2 protein-coding genes (1 of these 2 only partly in view) are annotated in these 20673 nt (G+C 62.7%); both read left to right on the forward strand.

What is annotated here, in order from left to right; genetic code table 11:
- On the forward strand, window positions 1-12321 hold the full coding sequence (locus ACIPIZ_RS04380; RefSeq protein WP_401164268.1) for a non-ribosomal peptide synthase/polyketide synthase: 12321 nt from the start codon (window positions 1-3) through the stop codon (window positions 12319-12321).
- A protein-coding gene (locus ACIPIZ_RS04385; RefSeq protein ID WP_401164270.1) for a non-ribosomal peptide synthase/polyketide synthase crosses the window boundary here: on the forward strand, window positions 12321-20673 show its 5' portion. 5174 nt of this gene lie beyond the right edge of the window; only the first 8353 of its 13527 coding nucleotides appear in the window; its start codon is at window positions 12321-12323; the stop codon falls past the right edge of the window. The genes ACIPIZ_RS04380 and ACIPIZ_RS04385 overlap by 1 nt, the downstream gene beginning before the upstream one ends.

The raw sequence follows: 20673 nt of genomic DNA on the forward strand, positions 1-20673 counted from the left end.
ATGAATGCTGAAGACTCCTTGAAACTCGCTCGCCGGTTTATCGGGTTGCCCCTGGAAAAGCGCCAGATGTTCCTCGCTGCCCTGCAGAGGGAAGGGGTGGATTTTTCCCGGTTTCCGATTCCGACCGGCGTCGAGGCCGAGGATCGGCAGGCGCTGTCTTACGCACAGCAACGCATGTGGTTTCTCTGGCAGCTGGATCCCCAGGGGGGTGCCTACAACCTGCCGGGCGCGGTGCGCCTGAGCGGTCATCTCAACCTTGCCGCGCTGGAGCAAGCCTTCGCCAGCCTGGTCGAGCGCCACGAAACCCTGCGTACGGTGTTCCAGCGCCAGGCCGATGACAGTCTGTCGCAAGTGCCGGCCAGCGCGCCGTTGGTGATCCGTCATGAAGACTTCAGCGCACTGCCGGCCAGCGAGCGAGAGCAGGCTGTGGTGCAGGCCGCCGAACAACAGTCGGTGTTGCCATTCGACCTGGCCGTGGGTCCGCTGCTGCGGGTGACGTTGCTCAAACTCGCCGATCAGGAGCATGTGTTGCTGCTGACCCTGCACCACATCGTTTCCGATGGCTGGTCGATGAACGTATTGATCGACGAGTTCATCCGTTGCTACGACGCGTTCGATGCCGGTCAGCCACCGCAACTGGCCGCGCTGCCGATCCAGTACAGCGACTACGCCTTGTGGCAACGCCGCTGGCTCGAAGCGGGCGAACAGGCGCGCCAACTCGATTACTGGCAGGCGCAACTGGGTGACGAACACCCGGTGCTGGAGCTGCCGCTGGATCATTCGCGTCCGGCGATGCCGAGCTATCGCGGCACTCGCTATGAATTCGCTGTCGATGAACAACTGGCCGAGCAACTGCGCAACACCGCGCAGCAGCATCAAGTCACGTTGTTCATGCTCTTGCTCGGTGCTTTCAACGCGCTGCTGCATCGCTACACCGGCCAGACCGACATCCGTGTCGGCGTGCCGATTGCCAACCGCAACCGTGGCGAAATCGAAGGGCTGATCGGCTTCTTCGTCAACACTCAAGTGCTGCGTACCCAACTGGACGGGCAGACCCGCATTGACGATCTGCTGCGGTCCGTCAAGGACACCGCGCTCGGTGCTCAGGCGCATCAGGATCTGCCGTTCGAGCAACTGGTCGAGGCGCTGAAGCTGGAACGCAGCCTCAGTCACACGCCGCTGTTCCAGGTGATGTACAACCACCAGCCGCAAGTGGCGGACATCGCCAGCATCAGCACGGCCTCCGGTCTACTGTTGAACAGTCTTGACTGGCAGAGCCGTACCACCCAGTTCGATCTGACCCTCGATACCTACGAGAAGGGCGGCAAGCTGCATGCGGCGCTGACGTACGCCAGCGACTTGTTCGAGCCTGCGACCATCGAGCGCATGGCGCGCCACTGGCTGCGCTTGCTCAAGGCCATGGTCGCCGATCCGTCGCAACGCATCGGCGAACTGCCGCTGCTGGAGGCCGATGAGCAGCACACGCTGGTGCATGACTGGAACAACGTTCACGCGGTTTATCCGACGCAAACCCCGATACACCAACTGATCGAAGCGCAGGTTGCGCGCACGCCGAATGCGCCGGCGCTGCTGTTCGGTGAGCAGACGCTGAGCTACGCCGAACTGGATGCGCGGGCCAACCGCCTCGCGCATTTGCTGGGTGAACAAGGCGTGCGGGCCGACAGTCTGGTCGGCGTTTGTGCCCTGCGTTCGGTGGAAATGGTTGTCGCGCTGCTGGCGATTCTCAAGGCTGGCGGCGCTTATGTGCCACTGGATCCGGAGTACCCGCAGGAGCGTCTGGCGTACATGATCGAGGACAGCGGCATCACCTTGCTGCTGACCCAGGATGCTTTGCTGGCATCGCTGCCGACTGACGGCGTGCAGGTCATCACGCTGGATCAGACGGGCCTGCTCGACCGCTGCAGCGATAGCCGTCCGAACGTCAGCATCGATCCGCTGAACCTGGCCTATGTGATTTACACCTCGGGTTCCACCGGCAAACCGAAAGGCGCCGGCAACAGCCACGCGGCGCTGGTCAACCGCTTGTGCTGGATGCAGGAAGCGTACGCGATCGACGCCAGCGATTCGGTGTTGCAGAAAACCCCGTTCAGCTTTGACGTTTCGGCCTGGGAATTCTTCTGGCCGCTGCTGACCGGCGCGCGTCTGGTGGTTGCCGCGCCAGGTGCGCACCGCGATCCGCTGCAACTGATCGACATCATCAACCGCCACGGCATCAGTACGTTGCACTTTGTGCCGTCGATGTTGCAGGCGTTCATTCATGAGGCCGGTGTCGAAAGCTGCGTGGGCCTCAAGCGCATCGTCTGCAGCGGTGAAGCATTGCCGCTGGATGCGCAACTGCAAGTCTTCGCCAAACTGCCGAACGCTGGCCTCTACAACCTCTACGGCCCGACCGAAGCGGCAATCGACGTAACTCACTGGACCTGCGTTGACGAAGGCGCCGACAGCGTGCCCATCGGCCGGCCGATCGCCAACCTGCGCACCCACGTCCTTGATGCTGAATTGCTGCCGGTGCCAAGTGGCGTGGCCGGCGAACTGTACCTGGGCGGCGCCGGTCTCGCGCGCAGTTATCACCAGCGTCCGGCGCTGACCGCCGAGCGTTTTGTGCCGTGCCCGTTCCACGACGGCGCGCGCCTGTACCGTACCGGTGACCGTGTGCGCCAGCGTGCCGACGGCGTGATCGAATACCTTGGTCGTCTCGACCATCAAGTGAAACTGCGCGGTCTGCGCATCGAGCTGGGTGAAATTGAAACCCGTCTGATGCAGCACCCGCTGGTGCGCGAAGCGGTGGTGCTGGTGCAGGGCGGCAAACACCTGGTGGCATACCTGGTGCTGGAACAGGCTCAGCCGGACGAGCAGTGGCAGCAGGACGTCAAGGCGTGGCTGCTCGGCAGCCTGCCGGAATTCATGGTGCCGACCTACCTGATGACGCTGACCAAACTGCCGGTTACCGCCAACGGCAAGCTCGATCGCAAAGCCTTGCCGCAACCGGATGCCGCTCCGCAACAAGCGTTCGTCGCGCCGCAGGATGCGCTGCAAAAAGCCTTGGCGGCGATCTGGGAAGACGTGCTCGGCCTTGAGCGCGTCGGTCTGGAAGACAACTTCTTCGAACTGGGCGGCGATTCGATCATTTCGATTCAAGTGGTCAGCCGTGCGCGACAGGCCGGGATTCGTCTCAGCCCGCGTGACCTGTTCCAGTACCAAACGGTGCGCAGCCTTGCGCTGGTCGCCACGCTGGATAATCAGACCTCGGTGGATCAAGGGCCGGTGACCGGCGCTGCCGTGCTCGGGCCGATCCAGCAGCATTTCTTCAGTCGTGTGATGCCGCTGCGTGAACACTGGAACCAGTCGCTGCTGCTGACCCCGCGCGACACCTTGAACGCGCAGTGGCTCGATGCCGCACTAACTCAGCTGATCAATCATCACGACGCCTTGCGCCTGCGCTTTGGCGAAAGCGCCGACGGCTGGCAGCAGAGCCATGGCCCGCTGGTGGGCAGCGCTGACCTGTGGTTGCGTGATGCCGAGTCGGCGGAACAGTTGCAGGCGTTGTGCAACGCAGCCCAACGCAGCCTCGACCTGCAGAAGGGTCAGCTGCTGCGCGCACTGCTGGTGACGATGGCTGATGGCTCTCAGCGCCTGGCGTTGATCATTCACCACTTGGCAGTGGACGGCGTTTCCTGGCGCGTGCTGCTGGAAGATTTGCAGCAAGCTTACGAGCAGCGCTCGGCGGGCGGAGGCATTCAGTTGCCGGCCAAGACCAATGCCTTCCAGAGCTGGACCGCTCGCCTCGAAAGCGCCGCTGCACGCTTCGATGAACAACTGGATTACTGGAAAAACCAGCATCAGGGCGCACAGGATCTACCGTGCGAGCGACCTGGCGGCAGCCTGCAAAACCTGCACGGCGAGAAAATCGAATGGCGCCTCGACGCCGAGCGTACCCGTCAGTTGCTGCAACAGGCGCCGGCGGCGTATCGCACGCAAGTCAATGACTTGCTGCTGACCGCATTGGCGCGCACCATCAGCCGCTGGAGCCAGCAGCCGGGCACGTTGATCGAGCTAGAGGGGCATGGTCGCGAAGACCTCTTCGATGACATTGACCTGACCCGCACCGTGGGTTGGTTCACCAGTCTGTTCGCGGTCAAGCTGACCGCTGCCGACGATCTCGACGGTTCGATCAAGTCGATCAAAGAGCAACTGCGCGCGGTGCCGGACAAAGGCCTGGGCTACGGCGTGCTGCGTTATCTGGCGGCGCCATCGGTGCGCGCCGAATTGGCGCAGTTGGCGCCGCCACGGATTACCTTCAACTACCTCGGCCAGTTCGACCGTCAGTTCGACGACGCGGCGTTGTTCGTGCCGTCCGCTGAAACCAGCGGTGTCGCGCAGGATCCGGCCGCGCCTCTGGCCAATTGGCTGACCGTGGAAGGTCAGGTCTATGGCGGTGAACTGTCGATGAGCTGGGGTTTCAGCCGCGAGATGTTCGACGGTGCGACCGTGCAGAAACTGGTGGATCAGTACGCCATTGAACTGCACGCGCTGATCGAGCATTGCTGCACGTTGCAAGCCGCACAAGCGACGCCATCGGACTTCCCGCTGGCGCGCGTGACCCAGGCACAACTGGATGCGCTGCCGGTGCCGGCGGGTCAACTCGACGATGTCTATCCGCTGTCGCCGATGCAACAGGGCCTGCTGTTCCACACCCTTTACGAGCAAGCGGCGGGTGAGTACATCAACCAGTTGCGCGTCGACGTCGAGGGGCTCGATCCCGAGCGGTTCCGCGCCGCGTGGCAGGCCACCGTCGATGCGCAGGACATTCTGCGCAGCGGGTTCGTCTGGCAGGGTGAGCTGGCGCAGCCGCTGCAGATCGTCCACAAGCGGGTGCAACTGCCGTTCAGCATTCTTGACTGGCGCGACCGCGACGATCAGCCCGCAGCGCTCGCGGCGTTGGCCGATGCCGAGCGTCAGCAAGGTTTTGATCTGAGCTGCGCGCCACTGCTGCGACTGCTGCTGGTGCAGACCGGCGCCGAGCAATGGCATTTGATTTACACCCATCACCACATCCTCATGGACGGCTGGAGCAACTCGCAGTTGCTCGGCGAAGTCTTGCAGCGCTACAGCGGTCGCACGCCGGTGACGGGCGGCGGACGTTATCGCGATTACATCGCCTGGCTGCAACGTCAGGACGGCCAACTGAGTGAAGATTTCTGGAACGGCCAATTAGCTGCCCTGCAAGAGCCGACGCGACTGGCCCGGGCAGCCACCGCTGGCGAGAAGCAGAGCGGCCACGGCGATCACTTCCTGACGCTGGACGTGCAACGCACCCAGGCGCTGGAAACCTTTGCCCGCCAGCAAAAAGTCACCGTCAACACCTTGGTGCAAGCGGCATGGTTGCTGTTGCTGCAACGCTACACCGGTCACGAAGCCGTGGCGTTCGGTGCGACCGTGGCCGGGCGTCCGGCGGATCTGCCGGGCATCGAGCAGCAGGTCGGCCTGTTCATCAACACCTTGCCGGTGATTGGCGCGCCGCGTCCGGATCAAAGCGTTGGCAGCTGGCTGCAAGCGGTACAGGCGCAAAACCTCAGCCTGCGCGACTTCGAACACACGCCGCTGGCGGACATCCAGCGTTGGGCCGGGCAGGGCGGTGAAGCACTGTTCGACAACATTCTGGTGTTCGAAAACTACCCGATTGCCCAGGCGCTGAGTCAGGCCGGGCAAGGGCTGACATTCGGTGATGTCGGCAATCTCGAGCAAACCCATTACGCGCTGAGCGTGGCGGTCACCCTCGGTCAGCAGTTGGCGTTGCACTACAGTTTCGATCGCGGCCAGTTCGCCAGCGATGTCATCGCCGGTATCAGTGCGCACCTGTTGCAATTGCTTGAGCAGTTCGCCGTGTCCGCCGAACGCAACCTCGGTGAAATCGCCTTGGCCGATGCTCAAGAGCAGGCCCGCCAGCAAGCCGAAAACCATCCGCAGCCGTACCCGGTGGACATCGGCGTACATCAGCGTATTGCCGCGTTGGCTGCGCAAAATCCGCAGCGCACGGCGGTGATCTTCAACGGTGAGCATTTCAGCTACGGCGAGATCGACCAGCGTGCCAATCAACTGGCGCACGCACTGATCGCCCGTGGCGTCGGCGCAGAAACCCGCGTCGGTGTAGCGCTGCCGCGCAGTGAGTCGGTGATCGTCGCGCTGCTGGCGGTGCTCAAGGCTGGCGGTGCTTATGTGCCGCTGGACACCAGCTATCCGCGCGAACGCCTGGCCTATCTGATCGAAGATTCCGGGCTGGCGCTGCTGATCAGCGACTCGTCGGTGTCGGCGCAATTACCGGTCGACGAATCGGTGCCGCTGCTGGAACTGGATCGTCTCGATTTGCGCGAGTTGCCGATCAAGGTACCGCTCGTGCAGCTCGATCCGCACAACCTCGCCTACGTGATTTATACCTCCGGTTCCACCGGCAATCCGAAAGGCGTCAGCGTCGCCCACGGTCCGTTGGCCATGCATTGCCAGGCCATCGGTCAGCGTTATGAAATGCGCGACAGTGACTGCGAATTCCACTTCATGTCGTTCGCCTTCGATGGTGCCCACGAACGCTGGCTGACCAGCCTGACTCACGGTGCGTCGCTGCTGATTCGCGACGACACGCTGTGGACGCCGGAGCAGACCTACAACGCGATGATCGAACACGGCGTGACCGTGGTCGCATTCCCGCCGGTGTACCTGCAACAATTGGCCGAACACGCCGAGCGCGTCGGCAATCCGCCGAAGGTGCGTATCTATTGCTTCGGCGGTGACGCGGTGCCGAACGCGAGTTTTGAGCGGGTCAAACGCGCGCTCGATCCGGACTACATCATCAACGGCTACGGTCCGACCGAAACCGTGGTCACTCCACTGATCTGGAAGGCCGGTCGCGAAGTGCCGTGTGGCGCCGCGTACGCGCCAATCGGCAGCCGTATCGGTGACCGCAGCGCCTACGTGCTCGACGCCGATCTGAACCTGCTGCCGCAAGGCATGGCCGGTGAGTTGTACCTCGGTGGCACGGGGCTGGCGCGGGGTTATCTGAACCGTCCGGGGCTGACTGCCGAGCGCTTCGTCGCCGACCCGTTCAGCACCACCGGCGGCTTGCTTTATCGCACAGGCGACCTGGTGCGTCAGCGTGTCGATGGCACGTTCGACTATCTGGATCGCATTGACAATCAGGTGAAAATTCGCGGTTTCCGTATCGAGTTGGGCGAAGTCGAAGCGGCCCTGCAAGCCCTCGACGGCGTGCGCGAAGCGGTGGTCGTCGCGCAGGAAGGCAGCGCCGGCAGTGGCAAGCGTCTGGTGGCCTATGTGGTGGGCGATTCCAGTCGTGCCGACTTCACCGACGATCTGCGTGCGCAACTCAAGGCGACGTTGCCGGGGCACATGGTGCCGGCGTATGTCTTGCGTCTGGAGCGCATGCCGCTGACGCCGAACGGCAAACTCGATCGCAAGAACCTGCCGAAACCGGACGTCAGCCAGCTGCAGCAGGCTTACCTTGCACCGCACACGCCGCTGGAACAGCAACTGGCGGCGATCTGGCAAGACGTGCTCAAGCTTGAGCAAGTGGGCATCAGCGACAACTTCTTCGAGCTGGGCGGCGATTCGATCATTTCGATTCAAGTGGTCAGCCGTGCGCGGCAGGCCGGGATTCGCTTCACACCGAAAGACCTGTTCCAGCACCAGACCATTGCAGCGCTGGCCGTGGTCGCGCAGACCGGTGAAGCGTTGCAATTGATCGATCAGCAACCGGTCGCCGGTAGCACAGCGCTGTTGCCGATCCATCAGGAGTTCTTCGCGCAGGCGATTCCCGACCGTCATCACTGGAACCAGTCGGTGATGCTCAAGCCGACGCAGGCGCTGAATGCGCAATTGCTGGAACAAGCACTCGATGCCTTGGTGCTGCATCACGACAGCTTGCGTCTGGACTTTGTCGAGCAGGCTGATGGTTGGGCCGCGCAATACCGTGATGTGGTAACGCAAGCGGGTGAGACCATTCTGTGGCAAGTCGAGGTCGCTGACCTTGCAGCCCTGGAAGCGCTGGGCGACAAGGCGCAACGTAGCCTGCAACTGAGCGGTGGCTCGCTGATTCGCGCGGTGTTGGCGAATCTGGCTGACGGTACGCAACGCCTGTTGCTGATCGTTCATCACCTGGTGGTCGATGGCGTGTCGTGGCGGATCCTGTTCGAAGACCTGCAAAACGCTTATCGCCAGCTCAGTGCCGGTGCATCCGTGCAATTGCCGGCCAAGACCAGCGCAGTCAAAGCCTGGGCGGCAGCGTTGCAGGATTATGCGGCAAGCCCTGCGTTGCAGGCTGAACTGCGCTTCTGGCAGCAGCAGTTGCAAGGCGCTTCGGCCGCCTTGCCTTACGACCATCCGCACGGCGGGCAGCAACACGATCAGGCGCTGACGATCCGCAGCAAACTGGACAAAGCCCTGACCCGTCAACTCTTGCAGGATGCGCCACAGGCCTATCGCACACAGGTCAACGATCTGCTCCTGACCGCACTGGCGCGAGTGATGGTGCGCTGGACCGGTGCTGATAACGCGCTGGTCTTGCTCGAGGGCCACGGTCGTGAAGATCTCTTCGACAACATCGACCTGACCCGCACGGTCGGTTGGTTCACCAGTGTGTTCCCGGCGCGTCTGTCGCCGGTCGCCGAGTTGGGCGCATCGCTCAAACAAGTGAAGGAGCAACTGCGGGCCATTCCGCACAAAGGCATCGGCTTCGGTGCGCTGGCGCATCTGGGTGATGAACAGGCGCGCGAAACCCTGCAGGCCTTGCCGGCACCGCGCCTGACTTTCAACTATCTGGGCCAGTTCGACGGCAGCTTCGACGCGGCCGACGAGGCCTTGTTCGTACCGACCAGCGAAGCCGGCGGTGCCGAAGTCAATATGCAAGGGCCGCTGGGCAATCCGCTGGCGCTGAACGGCAAAGTCTTCGGCGGCGAGCTGGACCTGAGCTGGACCTACAGCGGCGCCATGTTCAACGCCGCGACCATCCAGCGCCTGGCCGATGACTACATGCAGGAACTGACCGCGCTGATCGGCCATTGCTGCGACAGCGGCAACCGTGGCGTGACGCCGTCGGACTTCCCGCTGGCGCAACTGTCGCAGCCGCAACTGGATGCGCTGGTGCTGGAGCCGCAAGGCATCGATGACATCTACCCGCTGTCGCCGATGCAGCAGGGCATGCTGTTCCACACCTTGCTCGAACATGGCAATGGCGACTACATCAACCAGATGCGTCTGGACGTTGAGGGCGTCGAGCCGCAGCGCTTCCACGCCGCGTGGCAAGCGGTGGTGGATGCCCACGACATTCTGCGTACCGGGTTCTTCTGGCAGGGTGACCTGCCGCAGCCGGTGCAAGTGGTGCAACGCCAGGTCGAGGTGCCGTTCAGCGTGCTCGACTGGAATGGCAAGGCTAATCTGGATTCGGCGTTGCAAACCCTCGCTGACGAGGAGCGCGCCCTGGGCTTGGACCTGACCTGTGCGCCGTTGCTGCGTCTGGTGCTGGTGCGCACGGCGACCGACCGTCATCACCTGATCTACACCAACCATCACATCCTGATGGATGGCTGGAGCAGCGCGCAGTTGCTCGGCGAAGTGCTGCAGCATTATCGCGGCGAAGCGGTGCCGCGTCCGGCGGGTCGCTATCGCGACTACATCGGCTGGCTGCAGCGTCAGGATGCGGCGGCTGCCGAGAATTACTGGCTGGCAACGCTGGACCACCTGCAAGAGCCGACGCGTCTGGCCAACGCCATCGCGCGGCCAATCGACGCCTTGCCAAGTGTCGGTTATGGCGACCATTACCAAGTACTGGAGGCTGATCTGAGCGTGCGTCTCGGTGAATTTGCCCGTGCTTCGAAAGTCACCGTCAACACGCTGGTGCAAGCTGCGTGGCTGTTGCTGTTGCAGCGTTACACCGGCAAAGACTGTGTGGCGTTCGGTGCGACCGTGGCCGGGCGTCCGGCGGATCTGCCGGGAGCCGAAGAACAGATCGGTCTGTTCATCAACACCTTGCCAGTGGTGGCCGCGCCGCAAGCGCAGCAGAGTCTGGCCAGTTGGCTGCAAGCCGTGCAGGCGCAGAACCTCGCTTCGCGCGAGTTCGAACACACGCCGCTGGCGGACATTCAGCGCTGGGCCGGGCAGGGCGGTGACGCACTGTTCGACAGCCTGATGGTGTTCGAGAACTATCCGATTGGCGAAGCGCTTGAACGGGGCGCGCCGCAGGGATTGCGCTTCGGTGCGGTGGTCAATCAGGAACAGACCAACTATCCGCTGACGCTGCTGGTGAGCATGGGTGCGCAACTGTCGGTGCATTTCAGCTATCAGCGCGACAGTTTTGCGGCGGCGAGTGTCACGCAGTTGGGTGAAAGCCTGCAGCGTCTGCTCGGGCAGATGGCCGAAGCGGGTGAAGGCTCGCTGAGCGACTTGAGCTTGATCGACAACGTCACGAACGTCGAGCCCGACTTCGTCACCGAACTGTGCATTCATCAAGGCATTGCCCGCCAAGTGGCGGCCACGCCGGATGCGCTGGCGGTGACCTTCGCCGATACGCGACTGACCTACGCCGAACTCGATGCGCAAGCCAACCGTCTGGCGCACAAGCTGATCGAGTTGGGTGTCGGCCCGGAAGTGCGCGTGGGTGTGGCGATGCCGCGTTCCGAACAGCTGCTGATTGCCTTGCTGGCGGTGCTCAAATCCGGCGGCGCGTATGTGCCGCTGGATCCGGATTACCCGGCTGATCGCGTTGCCTACATGCTCGAGGACAGCCGTGCGCGGGTGTTGCTCACCGAGCAAGCGGTCGCTGCGACGCTGAGCGTGCCGGGCGATACCCAAGTGCTGCTGATGGATCAGGTTTCGCTGACCGGTTATTCAGGTGTCGCCCCGCAAACGTCGGTGCAGCCGGACAACCTCGCCTACGTGATCTACACCTCCGGTTCCACCGGCAAGCCGAAAGGCGTGGCGATTGCTCACCGCAACGTCATCGCGCTGATCGACTGGTCGGCGAAGGTTTACAGCCGCGACGATATTCAAGGCGTGCTGGCCTCGACTTCGGTGTGCTTCGACCTGTCGGTGTGGGAGCTGTTCGTCACGCTGGCCAATGGCGGATCGCTGATCATCGCGCGCAATGCACTGGAACTACCGACCCTGCCAGCTCGCGATCAGGTTCGCTTGATCAACACCGTGCCGTCGGCCATCGCTGCGCTGCAACGCGCCGGGCAGATTCCCGCGAGCGTGCGCATCATCAATCTCGCGGGTGAGCCGCTCAAACAAGGGCTGGTCGACGCGTTGTATCAGCAGCCGACAGTCGAGCACGTCTACGACCTTTACGGCCCGTCGGAAGACACCACCTATTCGACCTGGACCCGCCGTATCGCCGGCGGTCAGCCGCGCATCGGTCGTGCGCTCGATCACAGCGCCAGCCATTTGCTCGACGCCGATCTGCAAGCGGTGCCGCATGGGGTTTCGGCCGAGCTGTACCTGTCCGGCGCCGGCATCACCCGCGGTTATCTGGGGCGTGCGGCGATGACCGCCGAGCGCTTTGTACCGAACCCGTTCGTCGGCAATGGCGAGCGCATGTACCGCACCGGCGACCTGATTCGTGAACGCGAAGAGGGCGAACTGGAGTACATGGGCCGCATCGACCATCAGGTGAAAATTCGTGGATTCCGCATCGAACTGGGGGAAATCGAGGCGCGATTGCTCGCTCAACAGGACGTCAGCGAAGCAGCGGTGCTGGCCATCGAAAGCGAAACCGGTGCGCAACTGGTGGCCTATGTGGTCGCCCCGCAGCTGGACATGCATGACGGCGAAGCGCAGCGGCAACTGCGCGACGGACTAAAGACTGGCCTCAAGTCTTCGTTACCTGACTACATGATTCCCGCGCACCTGCTGTTCCTTGAGCAGTTGCCACTGACCCCCAACGGCAAACTCGACCGCAAGGCCCTGCCTGCGGTGGATGCCAGCCAGATGCAGGCCGCGTACGTCGCGCCGCAGAGTGAGCTTGAGCAGCAGGTCGCGGCGATCTGGCAGCAAGTGCTCGAGGTTGAACGCATTGGTCTGAACGATCACTTCTTCGAACTGGGCGGGCACTCGCTGCTGGCGGTCAACGTGGTGTCGCGCATCGCCCTCGAACTGGGCCTGACGCTGACCCCGCAACTGTTATTCCAGCACCCCGTCCTGAGCGACTTTGTCGCTCGACTCGATACAGGAGGCGGGGCAATCAACGAACAGAAACTGAGCAAGCTGGAAGCCCTGCTTGACGATATGGAGGAAGTCTGATGGACAAGAGTGTTGCTTTGAGGGTAGCCAAGCGCTTTATCACTCTGCCGCTGGACAAACGTAAGCTGTACCTGGAAAAGATGCTCGAAGAGGGCGTCTCTCCGGCCAACCTGCCGATCCCGGAAACACGTTCCGGGTTTGCCGCCATTCCTCTGTCGTACGCTCAGGAACGCCAACTGTTCCTCTGGCAAATGGACCCGCACAGCACCGCGTATCACATCCCCAGCGCCTTGCGCCTCAAGGGCCAGCTGGACGTGGCGGCGCTGGAACGCAGCTTCAATGCCGTGGCCGCGCGCCACGAAAGTTTGCGCACCACGTTTGCCGAGCACGGCGAAACCTTCTGCCAAGTGATTCACCCGCAATTGCCACTGAGCATCACCCTGACACCGCTGCCGGCAGGCCTCGACAGCGCTGGCGAAGAGGCGGCGATCAAGGCGTTTGTCGAAAGCGAAACCGCGCGCCCGTTCAATCTGCAACAGGGTCCGCTGCTGCGCGTGGCATTGCTCAAGGTCGCTGATGACGATCATGTGCTGGTGTTGATCCAGCACCACATCATCGCCGATGGCTGGTCGATCAAAGTGCTGGTCAAAGAGCTGATCCAGCATTACGCCGCCGACAGCGCCGGGCAGCCGTTGAGCCTGCCGGAACTGGAGGTGCAATACGCCGACTATGCGATCTGGCAGCGCCATTGGCTGGAAGCGGGCGAGCGTGAGCGACAACTGGCTTACTGGATCAAGACACTGGACGGCGAGCAGCCGGTGCTGGAACTGCCGATCGATTTCCCGCGTCCGGCAGTGCAAAGTTTGCGCGGTGCACGCCTGCAACTGGACCTGCCGGCGGCCCTCGGCGATGCGCTCAAGCAACTGGCCCAGCGCGAAGGCGCGAGCCTGTTCATGCTGTTGCTGGCGTCGTTTCAGGCGTTGCTGCATCGCTACAGCGGCCAGGCGCAGATTCGTGTCGGCGTGCCCACGGCCAACCGTAACCGGGTCGAGACCGAGGGCCTGATCGGCTTCTTCGTCAACACTCAAGTCTTGAATGCCGAAGTGCATGGGCAACTGCCGTTCAACCAATTGCTGGCCCAGGTCAAGCAGGCGGCGATGGCCGCCCAGGCGCATCAGGATCTGCCGTTCGAGCAGTTGATCGAAGCGCTGCAACCGGAACGCAGCCTGAGCCACAGCCCGGTGTTCCAGGTGATGTTCAACCACCAGACCAGCCGTGATCAGGGGCGTGGCGCGGTGCAACTGCCGCAACTGAGCGTCGAGGATGTGCAGTGGGAAGGACGCACCGCGCAATTCGACCTAACCCTCAATACCTATGAATCGAATGACGGTTTCGCCGCCGAGCTGACCTACGCCACCGATCTGTTCAAGCCGGAAACGGTCGAGCGTCTGGCGCGTCATTGGCAAAACCTGTTGCAAGGAATTGTGGCCGCACCGACTCAACGGGTTGGCGAGTTGCCCTTGCTGGAAAGTGCCGAGCACGGCGTTCTGTTGCAGGACTGGTTCCGCGTGGCTGACCGCTGCGCGCAGGCCGAGTGCGTGCAGCAGGACTTTGCCCTGCAAGCGCAGCAAAACCCGCAGGCCACGGCACTGATCATCGGCGACGACGTACTGACGTATGGCGAACTGGATGCCCGGGCCAATCAACTGGCGCATCACCTGATCGAGGCCGGCGTCGGCCCGGATCAGCTGGTCGGCATCGCGGTCGAGCGCAGCGTTGAGATGATCGTCGGCCTGTTGGCGATCCTCAAGGCCGGCGGCGCTTATGTGCCGCTGGACCCGGCGTATCCCGAGGATCGCCTGGCCTACATGATCGAAGACAGCGGTCTGCAATTGCTGCTGACCCAAACGCATTTGCAAGCGCAGTTGCCGATCCCGGCGGGTGTGCAAATCCTGTTGCTCGATCAGCCAGCTGCCTGGCTGGCGGCTTATCCACAGACCGCACCGGACGTGGCCGTCAATGGCGAGCATCTGGCCTACACGATCTACACCTCCGGCTCTACCGGCAAACCGAAAGGCGTGATGGTGCGCCACGCGGCGCTGAGCAACTTTGTCGCGAGCATGATCAACCAGCCGGGGATTGCCGCTGCGGATCGCATGCTGTCGCTGACCACGTTCTCGTTCGATATTTTTGGCCTGGAAATCTATGGCCCATTGCTGGCTGGCGCCTGTGTGGTGCTGACCGGCAAGGATGTGCATCAGGATCCGCAAGCGGTGCTCGAACTGATCGAGCGTCATGCCGTCAGCGTCCTGCAAGCCACGCCATCGACCTGGCGCATGCTGCTCGACAACGAACACGCAGCGATTCTCAAGGGCCGCACATTCCTCTGTGGCGGTGAAGCGCTGCCGCAGGAACTGGCCCAGCGCATGCTGGCGCTGACGCCGAGCGTGTGGAACCTGTATGGCCCGACCGAAACCACGATCTGGTCGGCGCAACACGCACTGAGTGCGGACAACAGCCGCCCGTTTCTCGGTACGCCGATCGACAACACTGCGCTGTACATCCTCGGCAGCGACCTTGAGCTCAATCCGCTCGGCGCACCCGGTGAATTGCTGATTGGCGGTGACGGTCTGGCGCGCGGTTATTTCCAGCGCCCGAGCCTGACCGCCGAACGTTTTGTGCCGGATCCGTTTTCGGCAAACGGTGCGCGTCTGTACCGCACCGGCGACCTGACCCGTTATCGCGCAGAAGGCGTGATCGAGTACATCGGGCGCATCGACCATCAAGTCAAAATCCGTGGTTTCCGAATCGAGCTGGGCGAGATCGAAGCGCGTTTGCTCGCGCGCGACAGCGTGCGCGAAACCGTGGTGGTCGCGCAGGACGGCCCGACTGGACCGCAACTGGTCGGCTATGTGGTGCCATCCTCCAGCGCTGTTGATGAAGTCGAACTGCGCGCTGAATTGAAAGCCAGCCTCAAGGCCGAGCTGCCGGAATACATGGTGCCGGCGCACCTGCTGTTCCTCGCGCAACTGCCGCTGACCCCCAACGGCAAAGTCGACCGCAAAGCCTTGCCGGCGCCAGATGCCAGCCAGTTGCAATCGACTTACAGCGCGCCAAAAACCGCGACTCAACATGCCGTCGCCGAGATCTGGCAAGCGGTGCTCAAGCTTGAGCGTGTCGGCCTCAGTGACAACTTCTTCGAACTCGGCGGCCATTCCTTGCTGGTGACGCAAGTGGTCTCCCGTGTGCGTCAGGCCCTGAACGTTCAGGTGCCGCTGCGCACGCTGTTCGAGAACAGCACGCTGGAAGATTTCGTTGCTGCTTTGGGTGTCGATCAGGCGACTCAGGAACCGCCGATTGTTGCCTTGCCACGCCTGCAACCGCTGGCGCTTTCCTATGCGCAGGAGCGTCAGTGGTTCCTCTGGCAGCTGGAACCGACCAGCACCGCCTATCACGTTCCGGCTGCGCTGCGTCTGCGCGGTGAGCTGAATCTGCCGGCATTGCAGCAAAGCTTCAATGCGCTGATCGAGCGCCACGAATCCTTGCGCACCTGCTTCGTCGAACAGCAGGGCCAGACCCTGCAAGTGATTCAGGCGCATGGCACGCTGGATCTGCAAGTGCAGGACGTGGCGGGGCTCGACGACGCGGCGCTGCGAGCGCTGGTCGCCGCAGAAACCCTGCACCTGTTCAACCTGCAGCAAGGCCCGCTGCTGCGGGTCAAACTGCTGCGTCTCGCTGCTGATGACCATGCGCTGGTGATCACCTTGCACCACATCGTCTCTGACGGTTGGTCGATGAACATCATGGTCGATGAACTGGTGGCGCTCTATGCCGCGTACAGCCAGGGCCAGACTGCGCAATTGCCGGCGTTGCCGGTGCAATACGCCGACTACGCCGTGTGGCAGAAACAGTGGATGGACGCCGGTGAGCGCGAACGTCAGCTGAATTACTGGACCGCGCAACTCGGCGATGGCGATCAACCGCTGCTGGAACTGCCGACCGACCGTCCGCGCCCGGCCGAGCAAAGCTATCGCGGCGCGCGTCGCGACATCCCCCTGAGCCTCGAACTGGCCACTGCCCTCAAGCAAGTCGCGCAACGTGAAAACGTCACCCTGTTCGCGCTGTTGCTGGCTTCGTTCCAGACCTTGCTGCACCGTTACAGCGGTCAGGCCGACATCCGCGTCGGTGTGCCGGTAGCCAACCGCAACCGGGTCGAGACGGAAGGGCTGATCGGCTTCTTCGTCAACACCCAGGTACTCAAAACCGAATTCGACAGCCAGCAGACGTTCCGCAGCCTGTTGCAGCAAGTGAAGAACACCGTGCTCGGCGCTCAGGCCCATCAGGATCTGCCGTTCGAGCAACTGGTCGACGCACTGCAACCGGAACGCAGCCTCAGCCACAGCCCGCTGTTCCAGGTGATGCACAACCACCAGAGCCAGGCGCGTCAGGCGCAGGGCGCGACACGCCTGCCGCAACTGCAGATCGAAGGCTTGCCGTGGGCGTCGAACACCGCGCAGTTCGATTTGACCCTGAACACCTTTGAATCGACCGACAACGTCTGGGCCGAGCTGACTTACGCCACCGACCTGTTCGACGTCGAGACCATCGAGCGCCTGTCGCAACACTGGACGAATCTGCTGCAAGGCATCGTCGCCGACAGCGGCCAGCGTATCGCTGAGCTGCCGCTGCACGACGCCGCCGAACGCGCAGCAACCCTGCTGCAATGGAACCCGGCTGTGGCCGATTTCCCTAACGAGCAGTGCCTGCATCACTTGATCGAAGCCCAGGCCGCCCGCGCACCGCAAGCGGTGGCCGTGACGTATGCCGAGCAATCCTTGAGCTACGGTGAACTCAACAGCCGTGCCAACCAGTTGGCGCACAAGCTGATTGCCAGCGGCGTCGGCCCGGACGTGCGCGTGGGTCTGGCGGTGGAGCGCAGCCTCGACATGCTGGTCGGTTTGCTGGCGATTCTCAAGGCTGGCGGTGCGTATGTGCCGCTCGACCCAAGCTACCCGGAAGAGCGTCTGAGCTACATGATCGGCGACAGCGGCATCGGCCTGCTGTTGAGCCAAAGCCATCTGCTCGGCCGACTGCCCGTACCGGACTCGGTGCGCAGCCTGATGCTCGATCAGGCTCGTGAAGACCTCGAAGGCTACAGCGACTGCAACCCGCAGGTGCAGATGAGCGCGGACAACCTCGCGTATGTGATCTACACCTCCGGTTCGACCGGTCAGCCCAAGGGCACCTTGCTCGCGCACCGCAACGTGCTGCGCCTGTTCGAAGCCACTGCGGCGTGGTTCGATTTCGGCGCGCAGGATGTCTGGAGCCTGTTCCATTCCTACGCGTTCGACTTCTCCGTGTGGGAGATTTTCGGCGCGCTGCTGTACGGCGGCAAACTGGTGGTAGTGCCTTACGAGGTCAGCCGTGCGCCGGAAGATTTCTTCGCTTTGCTGTGTCGCGAAGGCATCACCGTGCTCAACCAGACACCCTCGGCGTTCAAGCAACTGATGCAGGTCGCCTGCGCCCCGGAACACGCCGCGCAACAACTGGCGCTGCGTTACGTGGTGTTCGGCGGTGAGGCGCTGGAAGTGAAAAGCCTGCGTCCATGGTTCGAGCGTTTCGGCGATCAGGCACCGCAACTGATCAACATGTACGGCATCACTGAAACCACCGTGCACGTGACCTACCGGCCGTTGTCGATGGCCGATTTGCAGCGTGACGCCAGCAGCCCGATCGGCGAGCCGATTCCGGACCTGTCGTGGTACTTGCTCGACGGCGATCTGAACCCGGTGGCCAAGGGTTGCATCGGTGAGCTGTACGTCGGTCGCGCCGGTCTGGCGCGCGGTTATCTGAACCGCGCCGACCTGACCACGCTACGCTTCATTCCTGATCCATTCGCCACTGACGGCGGTCGTCTGTACCGCACCGGCGACCTGGCGCGTTATCGCGCTGACGGCGTGATCGAATACATCGGGCGCATCGACCATCAGGTGAAGATTCGCGGTTTCCGTATCGAACTGGGTGAGATCGAAGCGCAACTGCTCGAACAGGCTGCCGTGCGTCAGGCGGTGGTGCTGGCGCAGCCGGGCCTCAGCGGTCAGCAACTGGTTGCTTGGCTGGTGCCGAGCGATGCCACGTTGCTCGACGCAAGCTCTGCTGAACAGGCGCAGTGGCGCGACCGCGTGCGTGCCGAACTCAAGGAAAACCTGCCGGATCACATGATCCCGGCGCACCTGCTATTGCTTGAGCAATTGCCGCTGACCGCCAACGGCAAACTCAACCGCAGTGCCTTGCCGTCCCCGGACGCCAGTCAGGCGCAGCAGGCGTATCAGGCGCCACAAAGCGTCATGGAGCAGCGTCTGGCCGAGATCTGGCAAGACGTGCTGAAGCTGCCGCAAGTGGGCCTCAACGACAACTTCTTCGAACTGGGCGGCGATTCGATCATCTCGATTCAGGTGGTCAGCCGCGCGCGACAGGCCGGTATTCGCTTGAACCCGAAAGACCTGTTCCAGCACCAGACCATTCAACGTCTGGCCCTGGTCGCGCAGTTGGGCGATGACGATACGAGCATCGACCAACAAGCGGTGACCGGCGCAGCGTTGCTGTTGCCGATCCAGCAGCAGTTCTTCGACGATGAAATCCCTGAGCGTAATCACTGGAACCAATCGGTGCTGCTCAAGCCGCGCCAGCCGCTGGACGCGGAAAAAGTCGAGCAAGTGTTGCGTGCGCTGGTTGCCCATCACGATGCCTTGCGCCTGAGTTTCACCCAGCACAACGGCGTGTGGCAGGCCGAGCACCGCGCGGTTGAAGATCAACCGCAAAACCTGCTGTGGCAGGAAGCCGTCGCCGATGCCGACGCACTGGAGGCCTTGGGCAACCGCGCGCAGCGCAGCCTCGATTTACAGAACGGGCCGCTGTTGCGTGCGGTGCTGGCGAATCTGGCCGATGGCACCCAGCGTTTGCAGTTGGTCATTCATCACTTGGTGGTGGACGGCGTGTCGTGGCGGATTCTGCTGGAGGATCTGCAGAACGCGTATCAGCAATTGCTTGACGGTCAGGCGCTGCGCCTGCCCTCGAAAACCAGCGCCTTCAAGGACTGGAGCGAACACTTGCAGCGCTACGCCAACAGTGCAGCGTTGCAGCAGGAACTGGCTTATTGGCAGGCCTGCCTGAGCGATGTCAGCACCGATCTGCCGTGCAAGCGTGCCGATGCCGGTCAGCACAATCGTCTGGCGCACACTGTGCAGACCCGTCTCGGCAGCGAGCTGACCCGACAGTTGCTGCAAGAAGCCCCGGCGGCGTATCGCACCCAGGTCAACGACTTGCTGCTGACGGCGTTGGCGCGGGTCATTGGCCGCTGGAGCGGGCAGGCGTCGACGCTGATTCAGCTCGAAGGTCATGGGCGTGAAGAGCTGTTCGACGGTGTTGACCTGACCCGCACCGTGGGCTGGTTCACCAGCCTGTTCCCGGTGCGCCTGACCCCGACGGTGACGCCGGGCGAGTCGATCAAACAGATCAAGGAACAACTGCGCTCGATCCCCAATAAAGGCATCGGTTTCGGTGCACTGCGTCATCTTGGCGATGCTCAGGCACAACAGAGCCTGCGTGAATTGCCGACCCCGCGCATCACCTTCAACTACCTCGGTCAGTTCGACGGCAGTTTCGAGGGCGATGACGGCGCGCTGTTTGCACCGGCGCCGGACAATGCCGGTCTCGACCAGAGCCCGGACGCGCCAATGGGCAATTGGCTGACCCTCAACGGTCAGGTGTACGGCGGCGAATTGCGCGTAGGCTGGACATTCAGCAGCGAGCGTTTCGACAGTGCTGTGATCGAAGCACTGGCGGCGGACTACGCCGAGGAGCTGGCCACTTTGATCGGCCATTGCCTGACCCCGGGCGTCGCTGGGCTGACGCCTTCGGACTTCCCGCTGGCCGGGCTGACCCAGGCACAGCTCGACGGCTTGCCAACCCGTCCACAGCAGATTGACGACATCTATCCGTTGTCGCCGATGCAGCAGGGCATGTTGTTCCACACCCTCTACGCGCAACAGTCCGGCGACTACATCAACCAGATGTGTGTGGCCGTCGATGGCTTGCAGGTCGAGCGTTTCCGCGATGCCTGGCAAGCGGCGATGGACAGCCACGAAGTGCTGCGCAGCGGTTTTGTCTGGGAAGGTGACCTGCCCAATGCCCTGCAAGTGGTGCACAAAGGCTTGCAAGTGCCGTTCAGCGTGCTCGACTGGCGTGATCGCAGCGACCAGGCGCAAGCGCTGAAAGCCTTGGAACTTGAACAACGCCAGCAAGGGTTTGATCTGCACGCGGCACCGTTACTGCGTCTGGTCGTGGTGCAGGTGGCGGCTGAGCGCTTCCATCTGATTTACACCTCGCACCACATTCTGATGGACGGCTGGA

This window comes from Pseudomonas sp. NPDC087690 (genome assembly GCF_044743175.1).
In the GTDB taxonomy this organism is placed as follows: Bacteria; Pseudomonadota; Gammaproteobacteria; order Pseudomonadales; family Pseudomonadaceae; genus Aquipseudomonas.

Coding starts and splice junctions, on each gene's coding strand:
- ACIPIZ_RS04380 (WP_401164268.1), top strand. CDS start 1: ATGAATGCTGAAGACTCCTTGAAACTCGCTCGCCGGTTTATCGGGTTG.